15 protein-coding genes and 2 riboswitches are annotated in these 17,025 nt (G+C 38.3%); of the genes, 1 reads left to right on the top strand and 14 read right to left on the bottom strand.

Annotated features, from left to right (window positions below; translation table 11 throughout):
- Positions 1 to 7: 7 nt before the first annotated feature.
- Together M3600_RS20425 and M3600_RS20420 are read right to left on the bottom strand one after the other, a co-directional pair.
- On the bottom strand, positions 8 to 1,672 hold the full coding sequence (locus M3600_RS20425; protein WP_233314953.1) for a M20/M25/M40 family metallo-hydrolase: 1,665 nt from the start codon (positions 1,670 to 1,672) through the stop codon (positions 8 to 10).
- A gap of 71 nt (positions 1,673 to 1,743) precedes the next feature.
- The gene (locus M3600_RS20420) at positions 1,744 to 2,481 is read right to left on the bottom strand and encodes an IclR family transcriptional regulator (RefSeq protein WP_233314952.1); all 738 of its coding nucleotides are present in this window, start codon (positions 2,479 to 2,481) and stop codon (positions 1,744 to 1,746) included.
- A 285-nt stretch (positions 2,482 to 2,766) separates the two neighbouring features.
- On the opposite strand from M3600_RS20420, the gene M3600_RS20415 reads away from it, so the two are divergent.
- Positions 2,767 to 3,963: an ornithine--oxo-acid transaminase gene (locus M3600_RS20415; RefSeq protein WP_251647289.1), complete on the top strand. Its 1,197-nt coding sequence runs from the start codon at positions 2,767 to 2,769 to the stop codon at positions 3,961 to 3,963.
- A 41-nt stretch (positions 3,964 to 4,004) separates the two neighbouring features.
- On the opposite strand, the gene M3600_RS20410 is transcribed toward M3600_RS20415, so the two are convergent.
- From M3600_RS20410 to M3600_RS20360, 12 genes are all read right to left on the bottom strand, one after another.
- On the bottom strand, positions 4,005 to 4,427 hold the full coding sequence (locus tag M3600_RS20410; RefSeq protein WP_233314950.1) for a CBS domain-containing protein: 423 nt from the start codon (positions 4,425 to 4,427) through the stop codon (positions 4,005 to 4,007).
- The gene (gene kdpDN, locus M3600_RS20405) at positions 4,424 to 5,596 is read right to left on the bottom strand and encodes a KdpD-like non-kinase potassium sensor (protein WP_282581467.1); all 1,173 of its coding nucleotides are present in this window, start codon (positions 5,594 to 5,596) and stop codon (positions 4,424 to 4,426) included. The genes M3600_RS20410 and kdpDN overlap by 4 nt, the downstream gene beginning before the upstream one ends.
- Before the next feature lie 67 nt (positions 5,597 to 5,663).
- Positions 5,664 to 6,227 carry a potassium-transporting ATPase subunit KdpC gene (kdpC, locus tag M3600_RS20400; RefSeq protein ID WP_233314949.1) on the bottom strand — a complete coding sequence of 188 codons (564 nt, stop codon included), beginning with the start codon at positions 6,225 to 6,227 and terminating at the stop codon, positions 5,664 to 5,666.
- A gap of 27 nt (positions 6,228 to 6,254) precedes the next feature.
- Positions 6,255 to 8,309 (bottom strand): potassium-transporting ATPase subunit KdpB, encoded by a 2,055-nt coding sequence (gene kdpB, locus M3600_RS20395; RefSeq protein WP_251647287.1) that lies wholly within the window; start codon positions 8,307 to 8,309, stop codon positions 6,255 to 6,257.
- A gap of 14 nt (positions 8,310 to 8,323) precedes the next feature.
- On the bottom strand, positions 8,324 to 9,997 hold the full coding sequence (gene kdpA / locus M3600_RS20390) for a potassium-transporting ATPase subunit KdpA (protein WP_285854825.1): 1,674 nt from the start codon (positions 9,995 to 9,997) through the stop codon (positions 8,324 to 8,326).
- A 20-nt stretch (positions 9,998 to 10,017) separates the two neighbouring features.
- Positions 10,018 to 10,098 (bottom strand): K(+)-transporting ATPase subunit F, encoded by an 81-nt coding sequence (gene kdpF, locus M3600_RS29415; RefSeq protein ID WP_396953832.1) that lies wholly within the window; start codon positions 10,096 to 10,098, stop codon positions 10,018 to 10,020.
- A complete protein-coding gene (locus M3600_RS20385; RefSeq protein WP_233314947.1) occupies positions 10,095 to 10,259 on the bottom strand; it encodes a hypothetical protein in 165 nt (54 codons plus the stop codon). The genes kdpF and M3600_RS20385 overlap by 4 nt, the downstream gene beginning before the upstream one ends.
- Before the next feature lie 42 nt (positions 10,260 to 10,301).
- Positions 10,302 to 10,448, bottom strand: a riboswitch (cyclic di-AMP (ydaO/yuaA leader).
- 75 nt (positions 10,449 to 10,523) lie between these two features.
- A riboswitch (cyclic di-AMP (ydaO/yuaA leader) is annotated at positions 10,524 to 10,669 on the bottom strand.
- Positions 10,670 to 10,902: 233 nt separating this feature from the next.
- Entirely contained in the window at positions 10,903 to 12,327 is a 1,425-nt protein-coding gene (gene xylE, locus M3600_RS20380) for a D-xylose transporter XylE (RefSeq protein WP_251647285.1), read from the bottom strand.
- A 411-nt stretch (positions 12,328 to 12,738) separates the two neighbouring features.
- Positions 12,739 to 13,818: a GGDEF domain-containing protein gene (locus M3600_RS20375; RefSeq protein WP_233314945.1), complete on the bottom strand. Its 1,080-nt coding sequence runs from the start codon at positions 13,816 to 13,818 to the stop codon at positions 12,739 to 12,741.
- 458 nt (positions 13,819 to 14,276) lie between these two features.
- Positions 14,277 to 14,627 (bottom strand): YolD-like family protein, encoded by a 351-nt coding sequence (locus M3600_RS20370; protein ID WP_251647283.1) that lies wholly within the window; start codon positions 14,625 to 14,627, stop codon positions 14,277 to 14,279.
- A gap of 77 nt (positions 14,628 to 14,704) precedes the next feature.
- A complete protein-coding gene (locus tag M3600_RS20365) occupies positions 14,705 to 15,994 on the bottom strand; it encodes a hypothetical protein (RefSeq protein ID WP_251647281.1) in 1,290 nt (429 codons plus the stop codon).
- 122 nt (positions 15,995 to 16,116) lie between these two features.
- A complete protein-coding gene (locus M3600_RS20360) occupies positions 16,117 to 16,938 on the bottom strand; it encodes an ATP-dependent DNA ligase (RefSeq protein WP_251647280.1) in 822 nt (273 codons plus the stop codon).
- Positions 16,939 to 17,025 lie beyond the last annotated feature (87 nt).

The following is a 17,025-nucleotide window of genomic DNA, read 5'->3' as shown; positions in this document are numbered from 1 at the left end:
CTAGTAATTAGTCAAGTGTATTATTCTCTTTCGGTGAAGCAGAAATATATGCCTCTGTAAATAAAGTAGTTATACTGTCAACAAGAATATCCTTTAATATATGAAAGGCATAATCAATATCTAATCGTTCTGTCCACTGATGGGCATCAAATCCGACCGGCCCGATATTCAATACAGGTACATTTAGCAGCTCTAATTCTCTAAGAGGGACTGTGTAACCTCTCTCCCAAATTGGCATATTGGCTGTAAGTGATATCATCGATTCTGCTGGATATTGCAAACCAGCATAGCTTAGGTCGGATATACCGTTAAAGTAATTTCGTTTTTCAAAATCTATGCCGTGAGCAGCTGTTCCGTATGTCTGTATTTGCTGAACAACTGTAGTTATTAATGGATGTTTATAGGAACTAATAGCAGGATAAAAGGGTGGCGCAAAAAACACGATGATCATAGGGGCAAGTTCTTTGCATAGTATCGCTAGTTTATCGACCATCTCAATGGTTGCTTCTCTGTCATCCATTTCTCCCCTGTTTTGCAAAATCGAGGTATGGATGCTTTCTACACTTTCTTTTCCATACTTCGTTACTGCATATTGACTAAGCTCATCATATGTTAATACAGAAACATTCATTCTAGGCGGCGAAAAGGGAGTATATTTAGCAAACTCGGCGGCTTGCAATGAATAGGATTTTGTTATTTTAGCAGCTGCATTGCCGGCTTTCTCCATGAGTAACTGCACCACATCATCCATTTTCTTTTCTAATAAAAACAGATTAAATAACGTAACAGCGCGATGCGGTATTTGCACAGAATAATCTTTTTTGATACCATACTGAATTAAGTTAGTTGGCGGCGGTGTCGTTTCACCTTCTACTATTTCACATAAATCGGTATTCAGTTCGATTTCTTCTGTTAATAGAGATACCATATAGTTTGCATTCAACCCGGCAAAAGGTTCGCCGACATGTGTTTCTTTGCCGTAGCAAAGGAAACCTGGCAACAGCTTGCCGATGGATCCTGTATAAATATACTTATTATTGTCACCAGGATATCTCATAAACATCGGCTCACCGTTCAAAACAGTCACATATTCCAAGTCATATTCTTCAGCAAGTTCCAGCAATATTGGAACTGCTGCTCTCATTCCAATTGAATTTACTTCTTCATCAGGAACTGTCACTAACAAGATATTGCCTTCAAACTCTCCATTACATGCTTTTTCAATCATCGACATATGAAGGGCCAATCCACATTTCATATCCATCGTTCCCCTGCCGAATAACCAATTTCCTGTTTCCATATCATTCTTGACTTGTTGTGGAAGTTCTTCCTTATGCAACTGAAAAATTTCTGTTAGTTTCTTCGGATCAAAAGCATGTTCCTTCCATCTGCCGTAGTCCTGCACATCAACAACGTCAAAATGGCTGATCAGAATTACTGTCTTTTTTGTTGGAAGTTGATTTTTCACAAGGCCTGTAACAAAATATCTGCCATCTCCTGTTGGATTTTTTTGAAGATGATCTGGATGTTTCTGAAAATAATCTAAGCTTCTTAGCTCATTTACGACAAAGTCAGGAAGAATTTTCTCTGCGTCAGAGCCTGTAATACTAGGTATATTGACAAGCTTGCATAAAAGGTCAACTAATTGCTCTTTTGTGCTCCATTTTTCCATGTTAGCCCTCTTTTCCATATGATGAAATTTGTTTCCATTAACTATATAAAAATGGACAGAACCCGCTGACTTCAGGTTCTGCCTAATGCTGTAGAAATTTCTTTTGCCGCTTTCTTTATACAATGAATTAAGTAGGATAAACGTTCTTCGCTAACACGATATTGGACGACTCCGATGCTGATTGCCCCTACCAGCTGGTGATTAAAATCTAAAACGGGAGCTGCAACAGATATTGTGCCATCTGTTCTTTCACTATAGCTTACCGCATACCCTTGTTCTTTTATTAAAGACAATTGATCAAATAATTGACTCTGTTTTGCTTTAGAAGATGGAAGCAATTCCTTAACGATTCTTTGCGTTTCTTCTTCTGGCATATTTGCCAGAATCGTTTTATTTGGCGCCCCAATTGAGAGCGGAATCCGCAAGCCGATTTTGTCAATAATTCTAACATTAGTAGGACTGTCGACTCGTTCAATAATAATGGATTCCATTCCGTCACGGATATTAAAATAAATACTTTCCTCCACTTGCTGTGCTAATTCTGCCATTACTTCGCGCGCCTTCGTTCGATAGTCTGCCTTCTCGAGCTGGCGCAAACCAATCTCCATCCATAAACTGCCGAGTTTATAATGCTTTGTATCGGCATTTTGCAGTACTAGCTGATGCTGGATAAGCGTATTTAAGAGGCGGTGAACTGTACTTACAGGCAGACTAAGACTGTCGGCAATTTCTGAAATCGACCACCATTCTCCATTATCAGAAGCAAGCAGCTTTATAATACTCATTGCTCTATCAATAGACTGTACCATAATAACCTTCATTCTTTTTTGACATATAAAATATTTTTACACCATCAATGTAGCAGACTGAAATACATTCTGCAATATAATTTTTACAAAAGTATGAATAATAAGAAATTTAACTAGAAGACCCATTGACATAATCTCATAATTATTTGACAATAAAATTAAGTTTCCAAATTATAGATGAAGTTTCCATAATGCGGAAAGTGATAACTTATTTTATGTACGTACCATACACGATATGATATAAACTTTCGTTTCGAAAACCACCTAATGATTGGAGGAATCCTTATGTCTATGTCAGAAAAATTTATTAGACAAAGTGAAGAATTCGGAGCAAATAATTATCATCCCCTGCCGATTGTCATCGAAAAAGGAGAAGGAGTGTGGGTGGAGGACCCTGAGAAAAACAAGTATATGGATATGCTTAGTGCTTATTCAGCTGTAAACCAAGGACATTGCCATCCGAAAATCATTGCTGCTTTAAAGAATCAAGCAGATAAAGTTACCTTGACTTCCAGGGCTTTTCATCATACTCAGCTTGGCCCGTGGTATGAAAAGCTGTGCAAACTGACAAAAAAAGATATGGCTCTGCCGATGAATACCGGTGCAGAGGCTGTCGAAACGGCTATTAAAGCTGCACGGCGCTGGGCATATGATGTTAAAGGTGTAGATGAAAATTCAGCGGAAATAATTGCATGCTCTGGGAATTTTCACGGGCGCACAATGGCAGCTGTGTCTCTATCTTCCGAAGCAGAGTACAGGCGCGGGTTCGGTCCTTTGCTGCCTGGTATCAAGCTCATTTCATACGGTGATTTAAATAGTTTAAAAGAAGCGATTACACCTAATACAGCAGCATTCTTAATTGAACCAATACAAGGTGAAGCAGGAATTATCCTTCCCCCTCCCGGCTTTATGAAAGCTGCCTTTGAATTATGTAAGCAGCATAATGTTCTCTTTATCGCAGATGAAATTCAAGTCGGACTCGGCAGAACAGGAAAGCTGTTTGCTTATGAGTGGGAGGATATCGAGCCAGACATGCTCATATTAGGAAAAGCTCTAGGAGGCGGGGTATTTCCTATCTCCTGTGTTGTTGCCAATAAGGACATTCTTGGCGTCTTTAATCCTGGTTCACACGGATCAACATTTGGCGGAAATCCGCTTGCTTGTGCCGTATCGATTGCATCATTAGAAGTTATAGAGGACGAACAGCTCGCAGACCGATCTCAACAACTCGGTACTTATTTTCTTGCCAAACTTCAAGGGTTAAATTGTTCTGTCATTAAAGAAGTAAGAGGCAGAGGGCTATTTATCGGCATGGAATTACATGAAGAAGCTAGACCTTTTTGTGAGAAGTTGAAGGAGCTAGGATTGCTTTGCAAAGAAACACATCATACCGTCATCCGGTTTGCTCCGCCCCTTGTTATTACGAAGGAGGAGCTTGATTGGGCAATGGAGAGAATTACTAAAGTATTTGTTGCAGAATAATAGAATAGATTAAGTCACGAAACTGATTAGGACATTCCTAATCAGTTTCTCTTCCTCCACACATTCCCGCTCTCCTCCGAAAGCCATTGTATCACTTCTCTCCGTCTAATAATTCCGATAAAAACTCCAGAATCATCGACTACTGGAACGAAGTTTTGTTCTAGTAACGTGCTGACGATTGCTTCTATCTCACTGTTCACAGCTATCGCTTCATTACTAGCGTGAAGAGGTACGTCTTGAAGTTTCACCTCATTAGTATGTTGGAAGTCAAGATTTCCAGTATTTTTCATTTTCCATAACAGATCACCTTCTGTTACAGTGCCCAAGTAGCGGCCAGCTTTATCAAGGATTGGAACGGCACTGTAGCGGTGATACTCCATCTTCTCCATAACCTGCCTCATTGTCCAATGCTGGAATACGAATGCAACTTCGTGTTTTGGTATGAGAAAAAAGGCAACATTCATTGGCTTTTGTCCTTTCTGATTGGTTTGCTGTCTGCAACTATATGAATATCAATATTTGTTGTTTGTCTCATTATTTCATTGACGATGGAACCTTTTTTGATTTCTTCCCATCTTGTTCGTGCAGATTGTCCCAGCAATATTTGTGTAATAAAATGTTCATTCGCCGCTTCTACGATAATATGAGCAGGCTTTTGCATTCTTTTGTTTTTCAACAGAAATTCGGCACCGAATTGCAGGGCTAATTCCCTCCATGCTGTGATTTTTTCTTGTTTCCACTGTGGCATATCCTGCTCTTTGCTGTCTGTTACATGCAGTACATACAGCTTCGCCTTTAGGCGGTTTGCCATTCTCCAGCCTCTTCTAATAAGCTTTTCTGCAGTTTGGCTATACTGTACGCAAACTAGGATTTTTTCTTGGAGACCGATTGGCCCTTGATATAGATGGCCATTATTCTCTTCGATTTTTCCATCTACGTCATCAGCCACCTCTCTTAACGCAAGCTCTCTTAACGCATAAAGATTTTCCTCTGTAAAGAAGTTTTGTAGGCTTTGCTGAATTTTAGGACTATCATATACCTTGCCATCCTGGAGCCTTTTTCTTAATTCTGGTGGAGAAATATCGATTAGCTGAATTTCATTTGCTTTATTGATAAAAAGGTCAGGCAGCCTTTCGTTTACCTTTACTCCTGTAATATTGGCGACAATATCATGGACACTTTCCAAATGCTGAATATTGACGGCAGAATAGACATCAATGCCTGCTGCCAATATTTCTTCTACATCCATATATCTTTTCCGATTTTTTGATCCAGCTATATTCGAGTGTGCGAGTTCATCAATGATGACGATGTCTGGAGCTCTTTTCAGAATTCCAGGAATATTCACTTCATAAAATACCTTGCCTTTATAGTTCAATTCAAGGAGCGGAACCGTTTCAAGCACGCCAATCTGTTTTTTTGTTTCTGCTCTGTTATGTGTTTCTATCAGGCCAATAACAATATCCTTACCTTCTTTACGCAGTTCGTTTGCGTCCTGCAGCATTCTGTAGCTTTTTCCAACACCAGGCGCTGCTCCTATATACAGCTTTAGCTTACCCCTTCCTTCCTTATCCATTTCTGCTAAAATTTCTTCCGCTGTCTTTCTTCTAAAATATGGATGATTTTCCTTCACATTTATTCCTAGCTCCTTTCTTTAAGCAAGCTCCCTGCCCTTTTAGCAGCAGGAAGCTTGGAAAATATTAAGAGGTCAATTCCATTAATGATATATTAAGTTTAAGCACATTTACTCTTTCCTCTCCGAACAATCCCCATTCCTTTTCTTCTGTGTGACGTTCAATCAAGCTTTTCAGCTCTGACTTCGGTACATTAGTATGTTCAGCAACTCTATTAATTTGTGCTAATGCCGCTTTTGGAGTAATATGCGGATCAAGTCCCGATCCAGAATTTGTTATTAAGTCGATGGGCAAGCTTTTTAATGATACATCTGGATTCTCAGACTGCCATTCTGTAATAGACGCTTTTGTTCGTTCAAGCATTTCCTCATTTGTTGGAGCATAGTTATTTGTCCCAGAACTAGAAGCATCATAATCAATACTTGAAACTCTTGAATGAAAGAAGCCCTCATCAGCAAAAGACTGTCCAATTAACTCAGAGCCAATCACTTTCCCTTCGTTATTGTAGACGAGACTGCCATTTGCCTGTTCTGGCAGCAAAACAGCAGCAATACCAGTAACTGCTAATGGGTAAATCACTCCGCAAATAAGCATAAATAATAAGCTTGTTCTTGCAACGGTTGCAAACATGGTTTCATCCCTTTCCTTCCGTAACTGTTATATTACGAACGAAATTAATATATCTATTACCTTTATTCCAATGAATGGAACAATCACACCTCCTGCTCCGTAAATAAACAGGTTCTTTCTTAATAGTGCATCTGAACTCATTGGTTTATATTCTATCCCCTTCATTGCCAGTGGAATGAGGAGCGGAATGATGATTGCATTGAAGATCAATGCTGACAGAATAGCTGTAACTGGCGAGTGAAGCCCCATAATATTTAACGCACTGACCTCAGGGATTGCCAGCATAAACATCGCAGGCACTATCGCAAAGTACTTCGCAATATCATTGGCGATGCTGAAAGTAGTCAAGGCACCTCTTGTCATTAATAGCTGTTTGCCAATGCTAACTACTTCAATCAATTTAGTAGGATTAGAGTCTAAATCAACCATATTAGCAGCTTCTTTTGCTGCAGTTGTGCCACTGTTCATCGCCAAACCAACATCCGCTTGTGCCAGTGCAGGCGCATCATTCGTGCCATCTCCAGTCATAGCTACTAATTTCCCTTTTGCTTGTTCATGCTTTATTACTGCGATTTTATCTTCAGGCTTACATTCAGCAATAAACTCATCCACACCTGCTTCTTTGGCAATCGTTGCTGCAGTTAATGGATTGTCGCCAGTACACATAATTGATTTGATGCCCATCCGCCGCAGTTCGTCAAATCTTTCTCTCATCCCTGGTTTAACGGTATCTTTTAAATAAATAAGCCCAATAATTTGGTTGTCGATTGCCACTGCTAATGGAGTGCCTCCTGCTTGGGCTATTTTATTTGCTTTTCTGTCCAAATCTTCTGGCACATTGCCGCCGTTTGAAACAGCCCATTGTTTTATTGCGTCGACTGCCCCTTTGCGAACAAGTCTGCCATCAGGCAGATTTAACCCGCTCATTCTTGTTTCAGCTTTAAATTCAACTATATCTGCTCCGGCTGCCAAGGATAAATCAATTGCATAGCCTTCCTTTTCCAACAATTCCAGAACCGAGCGCCCTTCTGGGGTTTCATCCTTAACAGAGCTTGCGGCAATCCACTTATAAAGCGTATTCTTATTCGTATTGCCAGTTGGCACAAATTCACTTGCCATCCTGTTCCCAAAGGTGATGGTGCCTGTTTTATCTAAAATGATAGTGTTAATATCTCCTGCTGCCTCGACTGCCTTACCCGACATTGCCAGAACATTAAATTTGGTCACCCTGTCCATCCCTGCGATTCCAATTGCAGAAAGAAGCCCACCAATTGTTGTGGGAATTAAGCAAACAAGCAAGGCAATAAGAACAGGCACTTGCAGCTGAAAGCCTAAGTAGTTTGTAAAGAATGGCAATGTCATGACAACGAATAGGAAGATAAGTGTTAAGCTGATTAACACCGTGTTTAAAGCAATTTCATTCGGTGTTTTTTGCCGTTCTGCACCTTCGACTAATGAGATCATTTTATCTAAAAAGGACTCGCCAGGATTGCTTGTTATTTTCACTTTTATTTCATCACTGACGACAAGTGTTCCACCTGTTACCGAATTAAAATCTCCTCCAGCTTCTTTCAGCACAGGTGCTGATTCACCTGTAATTGCCGATTCATCAACAGATGCCAACCCTTGAATCACTTCCCCGTCACCAGGTATCATTTCTCCTTGTTTAACTAGAACGATATCCCCTTTTTTTAAGCTGGAAGACGGAACTTGCATGATGCTGCCGTTAATAAGCAGGTTAGCAAACACATCTGTCTTGGAAGTCTTAAGCGCATTGGCCTGTGCCTTTCCTCTTCCCTCTGCAATGGACTCTGCAAAATTTGCAAACAAGACGGTGAATAACAGAATGATAGAAACAGTGATAGTAAACCAGCGATCACTTTCATGTGCTCCTAATATATTAGGAAAAAAGGAAAGAGTGAAAGTGATAAAGAATCCTAATTCCACAATAAACATTATTGGATTTTTCACCATAAGCTTAGGATGTAGCTTTAGGAAGGAATCCTTCATAGCTTGTTTGATAATATTATTATTCATTAAGGCTGTTTCTTTCTGAATTTGTACTTCCTCTTGTAAATTCATTATTTAACCCTCCATCACCATGTCAAAAATTCAGCAATCGGACCTAAGACAAGGACTGGAAAAAACGTCAAAGCTCCGACGATAAAAACCGTACCAATAAACAACCCACCGAATAAAGAAGTATCTGTTTTGAATGTTCCGGCAGTTTCTGGCACAATATTTTTGGATGCCAGACTTCCTGCGACTGCTAGCATCGTAAGAAGCGGAAAAAATCGTCCGATGAACATAGCAACACCTGTTGATATATTCCAGAAAGGAGTCGCATCACCAAGCCCTTCAAAGCCTGAGCCATTATTATTAACAGATGAAGTAAATTCATAGAGCACCTGTGTCAATCCGTGGAATCCTGGATTAGAAATTCCTTCATTGCCTAATGGGGTGAATAAAGCTAAAGCAGTTCCTGTCAGTATTAGACATGGCGAAATCAACAAGGTAACGGCAATCAGCTTCATTTCCTTCCCTTCAATTTTTTTCCCTAAAAACTCAGGTGTTCTTCCTACCATGAGCCCTGAAAGAAAAACAGCAATCAGCACATACATCATAATGTTGATAAAACCAGAGCCAACACCGCCGTAAACGGTATTTAAGAGCATATTCGACAATGTTAGCATCCCGGAAATAGGTGTCAGCGTATCATGCATCGTATTAACAGCACCTGTTTCTGTTGCAGTTGTTGTTATCGCAAACAAGACTGACTGAACAATGCCAAACCGAACTTCCTTGCCTTCCATACTGCCGTTTTCAGCTGATAATCCCATCTTAGTAAAAGCAGGATTTCCTTGATATTCTTGATAAAGGGAGGTGCTGAGAAACACAAGGAAAATCATAGCCATCGAAATAAACAATACTTTACCTTGTTTTTTATTTCCGATTATTTTTCCGTAAGTAATCGGAATAGAAGCTGGCAATAAGAACATTAAGATAATTTGCAGTGTATTTGAAAGTGTATTAGGATTTTCAAAAGGATGCGCTGAGTTCACTCCTACATATCCTCCGCCATTATTACCAAGCTCCTTAATCGATAAGAAGGAACCAATTGGACCTGTTGCTATAGTCTGTACATCTCCCTCGAGCGTCTCGGCCTCCATTGTTGTGTTCATTGTTTGTGGAACTCCGAGAGCAATAAATATAAAGCTAGTGACAAATGCAATCGGCAACAGTACCCTTGTTATGCTTCTGGTTAAGTCGATAAAAAAGCTGCCAAGCCTTTTCCCCGCTAATCCCCTTATAAATGCAATCGCAACTGCAAGAGCAGATGCTGGGGCGACAAACATCATGTAGATGATCGCAATCAATTGTGATAGCAGCGATAACCCTGATTCTCCGCTGTAATGCTGCAAATTCGTATTTGTCATAAAGCTTATTGCTGTATTAAAAGCAAAATCAGGACTCATGCCAGCAATATGGTTCGGATTTAAAGGAAGAAACCCTTGAAATCGGAAAATCAAATAGACTAATAGAATCATAAAACTGTTTGCTGCAAGCATAGACAAAGCATATTGTTTCCAAGTTTGTGTGTTATTTTTTATTCCGCCGAGTTTATATATCCACTTTTCAACAGGATAAAATATCTTATCCAGCTTTGTAGGATGCTCATTAAATGCGACCGCCATATAATTTCCCATAGGAATTACTAATAGCACTATGAGCAGAAGTGTAAGAATGATTGATAATATGGTGAAAACCAATTGTTTCCCCTCCGTTTATATTAAAATTTCTCAGGGTTCAGTAACGCATACAGCAAGTAGATGACAACACCTAGTGCCAGGACAAAAATAAACGTAATCATTTCTTTTCCTCCTGTTCGCCTACAGCTGTTTTTTGTTCACACCAAGTAATTAATCCAAACATAGCGGCTGTTGATATCCCAATAATCGCAAGCATAAGCAAGTCTTCCATATACTGCCCCTTTTCATTTTTGTTAATATTTCCCATTAAAATTTTGCACAAAAAACCCCCTGTATTACACAAGGGGTTTAAATCCAAGGTAATACCTTCTGTCTTAACGCTTACGAGGTTAGCTGCCGGATTCGGGCCAAGATAGTAGCCCTACCTTCTCATAAAGGATTCACCCCGGTGAGTTTTGCTCACGTATTGAATGGGTCCCCCGCTCCAAATGGATTTCAGCGATACAAGATATTTTTATTTAATTACAGAAAAAAGACCGCGGAGGATTACCCCGTGGTCGAGTTGATTTTTTCGATCACCAGTTACACATCCTCTCTCTTTACGCTTACGAGGTTAGCTGTCGGATTCGGGCCAAAAGAGTAGCCCTACCTTCTACAGAAGGATTCACCCCATGTGATTGTTCATCACAGATTGGGTCCCCCGCTCTTAAAAAGACTCAGCGAATAAGAATTAATATTATGTTAGCAATCATACTCCTCCAATATTTTCTTGTAAAGACAGCTAATTGTTCAAATTTGTATAAATTACTCTTTATTTACTCGTTTAACCGAGATTTCATGTCCAAATATAACTCCAGCTCGAAATTTCTTTAAATATCTTAATATATTGTCAGTTTACAAAAAAATACTTGTGGCAAGACCTGAGATAAAACTTTCAAAGTCTTGCCACTACCTGTATGTTTTATTTATGATGCCTTTTTTTGACCCTTCGTCTTATTGATCCAAAAATTATCCATGTATTCAAGTGTTTTTCCCTTTGTTTCAGGGACCCATTTCCAAATAAATACTGCTGATAGAATGCTCATTACGCCATAAAAACCGTATGTTAACCCACCGCTGTATTCCATCATCATCGGATAGGTAGAGGAAATAAAATAGTTTGCTGCCCATTGTGCAGCAACAGCAACTGCTACTGCCTGCCCTCTGATTTTATTAGGAAATATTTCTGCAATAAGCACCCAGCAGATTGGTCCCCATGACATCATAAAAGATGCTGTATAAACAATAATAAAAATTAATGTGCTGATTCCAATGATATTGGCAAAAGCAAGGCCGGCTACACCAAACATTCCTATTGCCATCCCGATAGAGCCAGTTATTAATAACGGTTTCCTACCCCACTTATCTACGGTAAATATAGCAATAACAGTGAAAACGACATTAACAAGCCCCATAACGATTGTTTGCAGCATCGAAGCATCTTTTGCCGCACCCATGCTTTCAAAGATTCGAGGAGCATAATATAAAGCAACATTTATTCCTACAAACTGCTGAAAAACAGACAGCATTATCCCAATAACAATGACAAGCTTTCCAAAAGATAAAAGTTTAGCAGACATTGTTGGTTCTTGTGTTACATTCAATGTCTGTTTAATTTCTTGTAGAATCGTTTTTGCTTGTTCTGCACCGTTTATCTTGGCTAACACATGCATTGCTTTAGTATCTTCTCTCTTAAACGCTAAGTAGCGCGGAGTTTCCGGAACTAAAAAGAGCAGCAGACCAAACAGCACTGCAGGTATTGCTTCCGAAGCAAACATATAACGCCAGCCAATTTCATTAACCCATTCTACCGTTTGTCCGTTTGCAATCCCCCAGTTAACAAAATAAACGACCAGCATTCCAAATATAATCATAAATTGGTTAAAAGAGACCATTTTACCGCGAATATCCGCTGGGGCAATTTCCCCAATATACATTGGAGTAATTGCAGATGCAAGCCCTACGCCAACTCCGCCAATGATTCGATACAAGTTAAACACAAACAACAATGCAATGCTTGGCTCCCCTTGCTGAAAGAAGAGAAATTCAGGGTATCCCGACCCTAATGCCGAAATAAAGAAAAGGACTGCTGCAATGATAAGCGACTTCTTGCGACCAAATGCAGACGCAAAATAACCTGATATTAATCCTCCGATAATACAGCCGATAAGTGCACTCGAAATAGTTGCACCATGCGCTAATGTTCCTAAATCTAAGCTTGTTATTAAATATGCTTGTACGGATTTTTCAGCCCCAGAAATGACTGCTGTATCATATCCAAATAAAAGGCCGCCAATTGCTGCTACGAGTGTTAATGAGAAGATATAGAGTGAATTTCGTTTCTGCTTCATAGTCTTCTAGACAGAGTATTAATTTGCTTTCTGCAAACTGCTCTGCCTATACCTCCTTCTATTTTATGTGTTTGAAAAACTAGGCAAACTTTCATTTAGCGGTGAATTTAGCTTAAAATGCTACCTGCAGCTAATTCTTGTCATCATTCCATCTCCTCTCCTATGTAAAGAAAGCGTTTTAATACGATTTAATTATATCTCGAACACTTAGTTTGTGCAATCAACAAACTAAGTGTTTTTGTAATTATAATTAGACTAATACCTATCCGCTTAATAAAACTAATACTGTATCCTATTAAAAAGATGTCGTAATGACGAAAAATTTTTATTGCTGCTTACTTTTACATTTGGTCATGTGAAGGTTCACTACTTTAACTTGAGAAAAGCAAAAAGCGTTGTATAAACAACGCTCTAATCATAAACAACTTGATTACGTCCCAGCTTTTTCGCTTGATACAATGCTTTATCCGCTTTATTTATAAATAAGTTAATATCATTTACAGCTTTATCAAAAGCTGCCACCCCTATGGAAACAGTGATGTTAATTGTTTCTCCATTACTTAACATAAATACGTGATCTTCTACCGATTTTCTAATCCGTTCACTAATTTCAGATGACAATTCGGTTGAACAGTCTACTAAAATAACGGTAAATTCCTCCCCGCCGTTCCGGCTAATGATATCGGTTGGTCTTGTGGAATTTTTGAGAATGCTACCAACCTCTTTTAACACCATATCTCCTTCTAAATGCCCGTACGTATCATTAATTTTTTTAAAAAAGTCGATATCGATATATAGAAGTGTTAAAGCTTCATTCCTTGTTGCAGCTATTTTCATCAGTTTCTTACAAATATAATCAAATTTTCTAACATTATTTAGGCCTGTTAAGCTGTCTATCGTTGATTCTAACTTGTATTTATTAAATAATTCCTGGCTTGCTCTAATGTACTCGATTACGTTAAAAGATGCATAACCAGCTACATAGGTGAATATAACATGCAAAAACATCGAGAAAATATAATGTTTTATATCGTCTAATACAAAAAAATAAAGTATCGTCGTTAGTATAATATTTGTCGTAGTTAAAGTAGCAAATACCTTATGCTTACCTGAAATATTTCTATTAGCAATAAAGATAGAAACAAAGGCTATTAAAAACAAGACGATTATCACTACAAAAGAGAAGTCTCTGTTAATAAAAAAATCACCGAAAATGATTAACGCCGCACAAAGATAAGCAGGAATTCCCCTACCGTAATATGCAAGCAAGATAATTGGTAAATGGCGCAGATCGATTAAAAAGCTGCCATGAATGCTAAATATCATTAAAAGTATGCCAATAATTCCCCCTGCAAAACCCATAAGTAGTTTTATATGAAGTGGAGAATCTTGATGAAGCTGTGAATCCTTCATGACTCTGGAATAGAAAAAAAGGACAGAAATCAATATTGTTAAATTTACAAAAAAGTCCTTGATAATAATGATTGTCATTATTTTTATCACCTTAATTATTATTAATGGCTTAACTGCCCAATTACTGTTTATATCGGTAGCATTATATAGGTTTACAGCGATTTTATTTTTGTGTGTACAATATATTTTTTACAAAAATCTTATTAATTGGGAATAATCAGAAAATCTATAATATCTTTTTGGGACTATTTTTTAAACGAACAAGCAAATTTTTGCAAAATAAAAACACCTCCCGATATGCAATGAAACTGGGTCATTACGTATCGAAAGGCATTCCGTGCAGTAAGTCCAACTGCATTTGGTACGCGCCTTAGAGGATTCGAACCTCTGACCGCTAATTGGACGCGTTATGTATAACGTTACCCTTATTCGAAAGTTGAATCGGTCATTGAGTCGAACAACAGACCGTTTTAATCGAATTCTATCATCCGACTCCCTAGTCCGTCAATAACTTTCCTCGCATGGTTGCGCTTATCCTAATACTCTTCGACATCTATTGCGGTAACTTTATCGAAGCTTATCCTTTCGATTATGTATTCGTTGTTATGCTCGACCTCCATTCGTATTTCTTTTTTCAGCGGTTCTAAATACCGTATGTACCCTTTCACTTTTCGAATTAGCCCTGATTCCCAAATGCTTATTGTTACGGAAAAGTAATACTCCATTGCGTAACAAATTTGGTTTTCGATTTCCTCGATTTGATACTCGTCGAGAATCGGTTTAGCTGATTTTTCCAGGTCGTATAATGCTTCGCTTATCGATTTTGTTTGTTCTGGTAAGAACGCTGCCGGCAACCACTTAATCTTTCCTCTATCCCGAATCGCCATATAAAAAAAACGCCCCCTCGTCGTTATTATACACGAACAGACGTTCTATTGATTGATTTTTTTAAAGCCAACTTTAATTAATTAGTTAGTAATTGTATTAACTCTTTATCAGATAATAATTTCTGACGATATATTAATTCGTTTGGCAGGTTTTTATTAAGGAGACTTTTATTTTCCAAGCATTCCAAATACAATGCTAAATTTACTAATACATAATGCTCAAAATCACCAGTTGCCTCTTCAAACGTTACATATTTTTCAAAAAATACTCGAGCTTCATCCAATTGTGTATATGCCCATTGTCTATTATCATAACCTGAATTACGACTTAGATAGCCTATTTTCTCAATATTATACCTATATTTTCTTTGTTCTTCACTATTACTGTTTGGTGAGCATAATTCAAGAAATAACGATGTCTCCACATTTTTATCTGGTTTTAGTAAACCATTATTTTCAAACCCTTCATAACTCATATTTTGCAGACTACTATGTTCAAATTCTATTGCATATTTTAATGCATTTAGATATAGTTTTAACTTACTTTCATTTTTTGGATTTGATAAGTTCAATTCGAATAATTTAATAACATAATCATAATCATAATAACGATCTGTCCCGTATCGTTTCTCTAGTTCATTGTTTAAATTTCTTAAATAATCAACGTAACTTTCAAAATCAGTTGTTTTCTTTATATTACTTTTTTTAAATTTTAAGATAGCTTCTTCCTTGTACTGTTCAATCACATTAGTAATTTCTTGAATGAAATTTACCCTTGTTTTAACATATTTAAATATCTGTGACATATAAACTGGAATTCTTTTTTGAGGCTCCTCGTCTTTGCTTGTATAAACGGATACAGAAAGATCACAATCACTCCAAAGCCCTCTGTTATTCCAAGACGCATATGGACTACATTCAAAGTCATTGGCTTGATATCTTTTGTGTCGACTTGTTTCTACTGGATGTACAGAACACAAAGAACGTAGATATAAAAAATATAGCTCATCTGTTCCTTTCTTGTCATTGCCTAATTGATTAAAAATCTCTGTAGACTTTTTTAAGGGCTCAATTGGCACTTCAAAGATTTTAGCTAATTCTTTAATACATTCATCTATAACTGCAGAATTATTCATAAAATCAAAAAAATCAAATGCACTTCTTGAAAACTTTCCCGTATTTAATTTCAAACCATTAAGGTAATCTACAGTGTCATCTAATCTATCCATAATTGCGCAGATTTTATCCCAAGCACGTTGCTCACGGTATTTTATATTTGATGTTATATTTATCTCCTCTGTGACTGTGTGTCTTAACTCCCTAAGTACATGAGTATCAATATTAATTTGAAAAATAGTCTTTGTCACACGGTTCTCCTTTCAGTTAATTAATTTAATAAATAATTATTTGACTACTAATTATACTTAATTTTATCACAAAATTTTAGTTATTTAACTTATAAGATAAACAAGAATAAGCCCGCCAGCAATTAGGCGAGCCATTCTACGAAACTAGGAATTCGCAGTAAATCTGCCTTGGTATAGTTGCGGAACTTAACGCGGCATTTAATCGGCGAATCAAGGTAAGAAAAGTCATCGGTTTCCTTTGCAATTGGCGCTCGGTACACACGTTGTTTCTCGACCGGAGGAACGCCGTGTTCTATTACGCCAAGGTAACGACCGTCAGCATCAGCGAGTAACCAGCCGAATTCCTTTTTGCGGAAGCCAGTTACGAATACATTGGCGTATTGATAATTAATCACTTTCAGCCAGTTATGTGATCGCTTGCCAACTTCATAGCGCGAATCCTTGCGCTTTAGCACGATACCTTCGAGGGATTGCGCCTTAACTGCATCGAAATAGTTTGCGCCATGACCTTCGATAAACTGGACCTTCGAAAGCAGCTCGGTATCATTCGGCACGACACCGGCGAGTATTTCCTTGCGTTCTAGCAACGGTAGATTAGTAATCGACTTACCGCCGGCTTTTAACACGTCGAACACAACGAGCGAAATCGGTGTGGTGTCACGCGAACTCATAAAACGGCTCATGGCCGCCTCGAAGTCCGGCTTACCAGCGTTGTCCGTTACGATCAATTCGCCGTCCAGTACGGTGCCTGGCGGAACATCTAGCGCAGTTAATTCAGGGAAACGTGCGGTAACTTCGTTCTTGTGACGCGTATATAAGCGGACCTTGCCCGCATCATCAACGGAATATATAAAACGGATGCCGTCGAGTTTCAGTTCGGTCAAATAATCGGCCGAATCAAACGGTTCATCCGACTTGTGTAATAACATTGGCGAAATAAACATCGATATAACACCTCGCCATCAATTATAGCACGGATATGCAGCGTGCTTGGTTAGGCGATTAGTGGAAACGGACTCTGTGTAAATAAA

It is taken from the genome of Niallia sp. MER 6, from assembly GCF_023714395.1.
Classification (GTDB): Bacteria; Bacillota; Bacilli; order Bacillales; family Cytobacillaceae; genus Niallia.
The sequence above is the reverse complement of the archived record's forward strand: the minus strand, read 5'-3'. Positions and strand labels throughout refer to the sequence as shown.

Excerpts from the sequence above, each read along its gene's own strand:
- M3600_RS20425 (WP_233314953.1), bottom strand. The coding sequence starts at position 1,672 with ATGGAAAAATGGAGCACAAAAGAGCAATTAGTTGACCTTTTATGCAAG.
- M3600_RS20420 (WP_233314952.1), bottom strand. The coding sequence starts at position 2,481 with ATGGTACAGTCTATTGATAGAGCAATGAGTATTATAAAGCTGCTTGCT.
- M3600_RS20415 (WP_251647289.1), top strand. The coding sequence starts at position 2,767 with ATGTCTATGTCAGAAAAATTTATTAGACAAAGTGAAGAATTCGGAGCA.
- M3600_RS20410 (WP_233314950.1), bottom strand. The coding sequence starts at position 4,427 with ATGAATGTTGCCTTTTTTCTCATACCAAAACACGAAGTTGCATTCGTA.
- kdpC (WP_233314949.1), bottom strand. The coding sequence starts at position 6,227 with ATGTTTGCAACCGTTGCAAGAACAAGCTTATTATTTATGCTTATTTGC.
- kdpB (WP_251647287.1), bottom strand. The coding sequence starts at position 8,309 with ATGAATTTACAAGAGGAAGTACAAATTCAGAAAGAAACAGCCTTAATG.
- kdpF (WP_396953832.1), bottom strand. The coding sequence starts at position 10,098 with ATGATTACGTTTATTTTTGTCCTGGCACTAGGTGTTGTCATCTACTTG.
- xylE (WP_251647285.1), bottom strand. The coding sequence starts at position 12,327 with ATGAAGCAGAAACGAAATTCACTCTATATCTTCTCATTAACACTCGTA.
- M3600_RS20375 (WP_233314945.1), bottom strand. The coding sequence starts at position 13,818 with ATGACAATCATTATTATCAAGGACTTTTTTGTAAATTTAACAATATTG.
- M3600_RS20370 (WP_251647283.1), bottom strand. The coding sequence starts at position 14,627 with ATGGCGATTCGGGATAGAGGAAAGATTAAGTGGTTGCCGGCAGCGTTC.
- M3600_RS20360 (WP_251647280.1), bottom strand. The coding sequence starts at position 16,938 with ATGTTTATTTCGCCAATGTTATTACACAAGTCGGATGAACCGTTTGAT.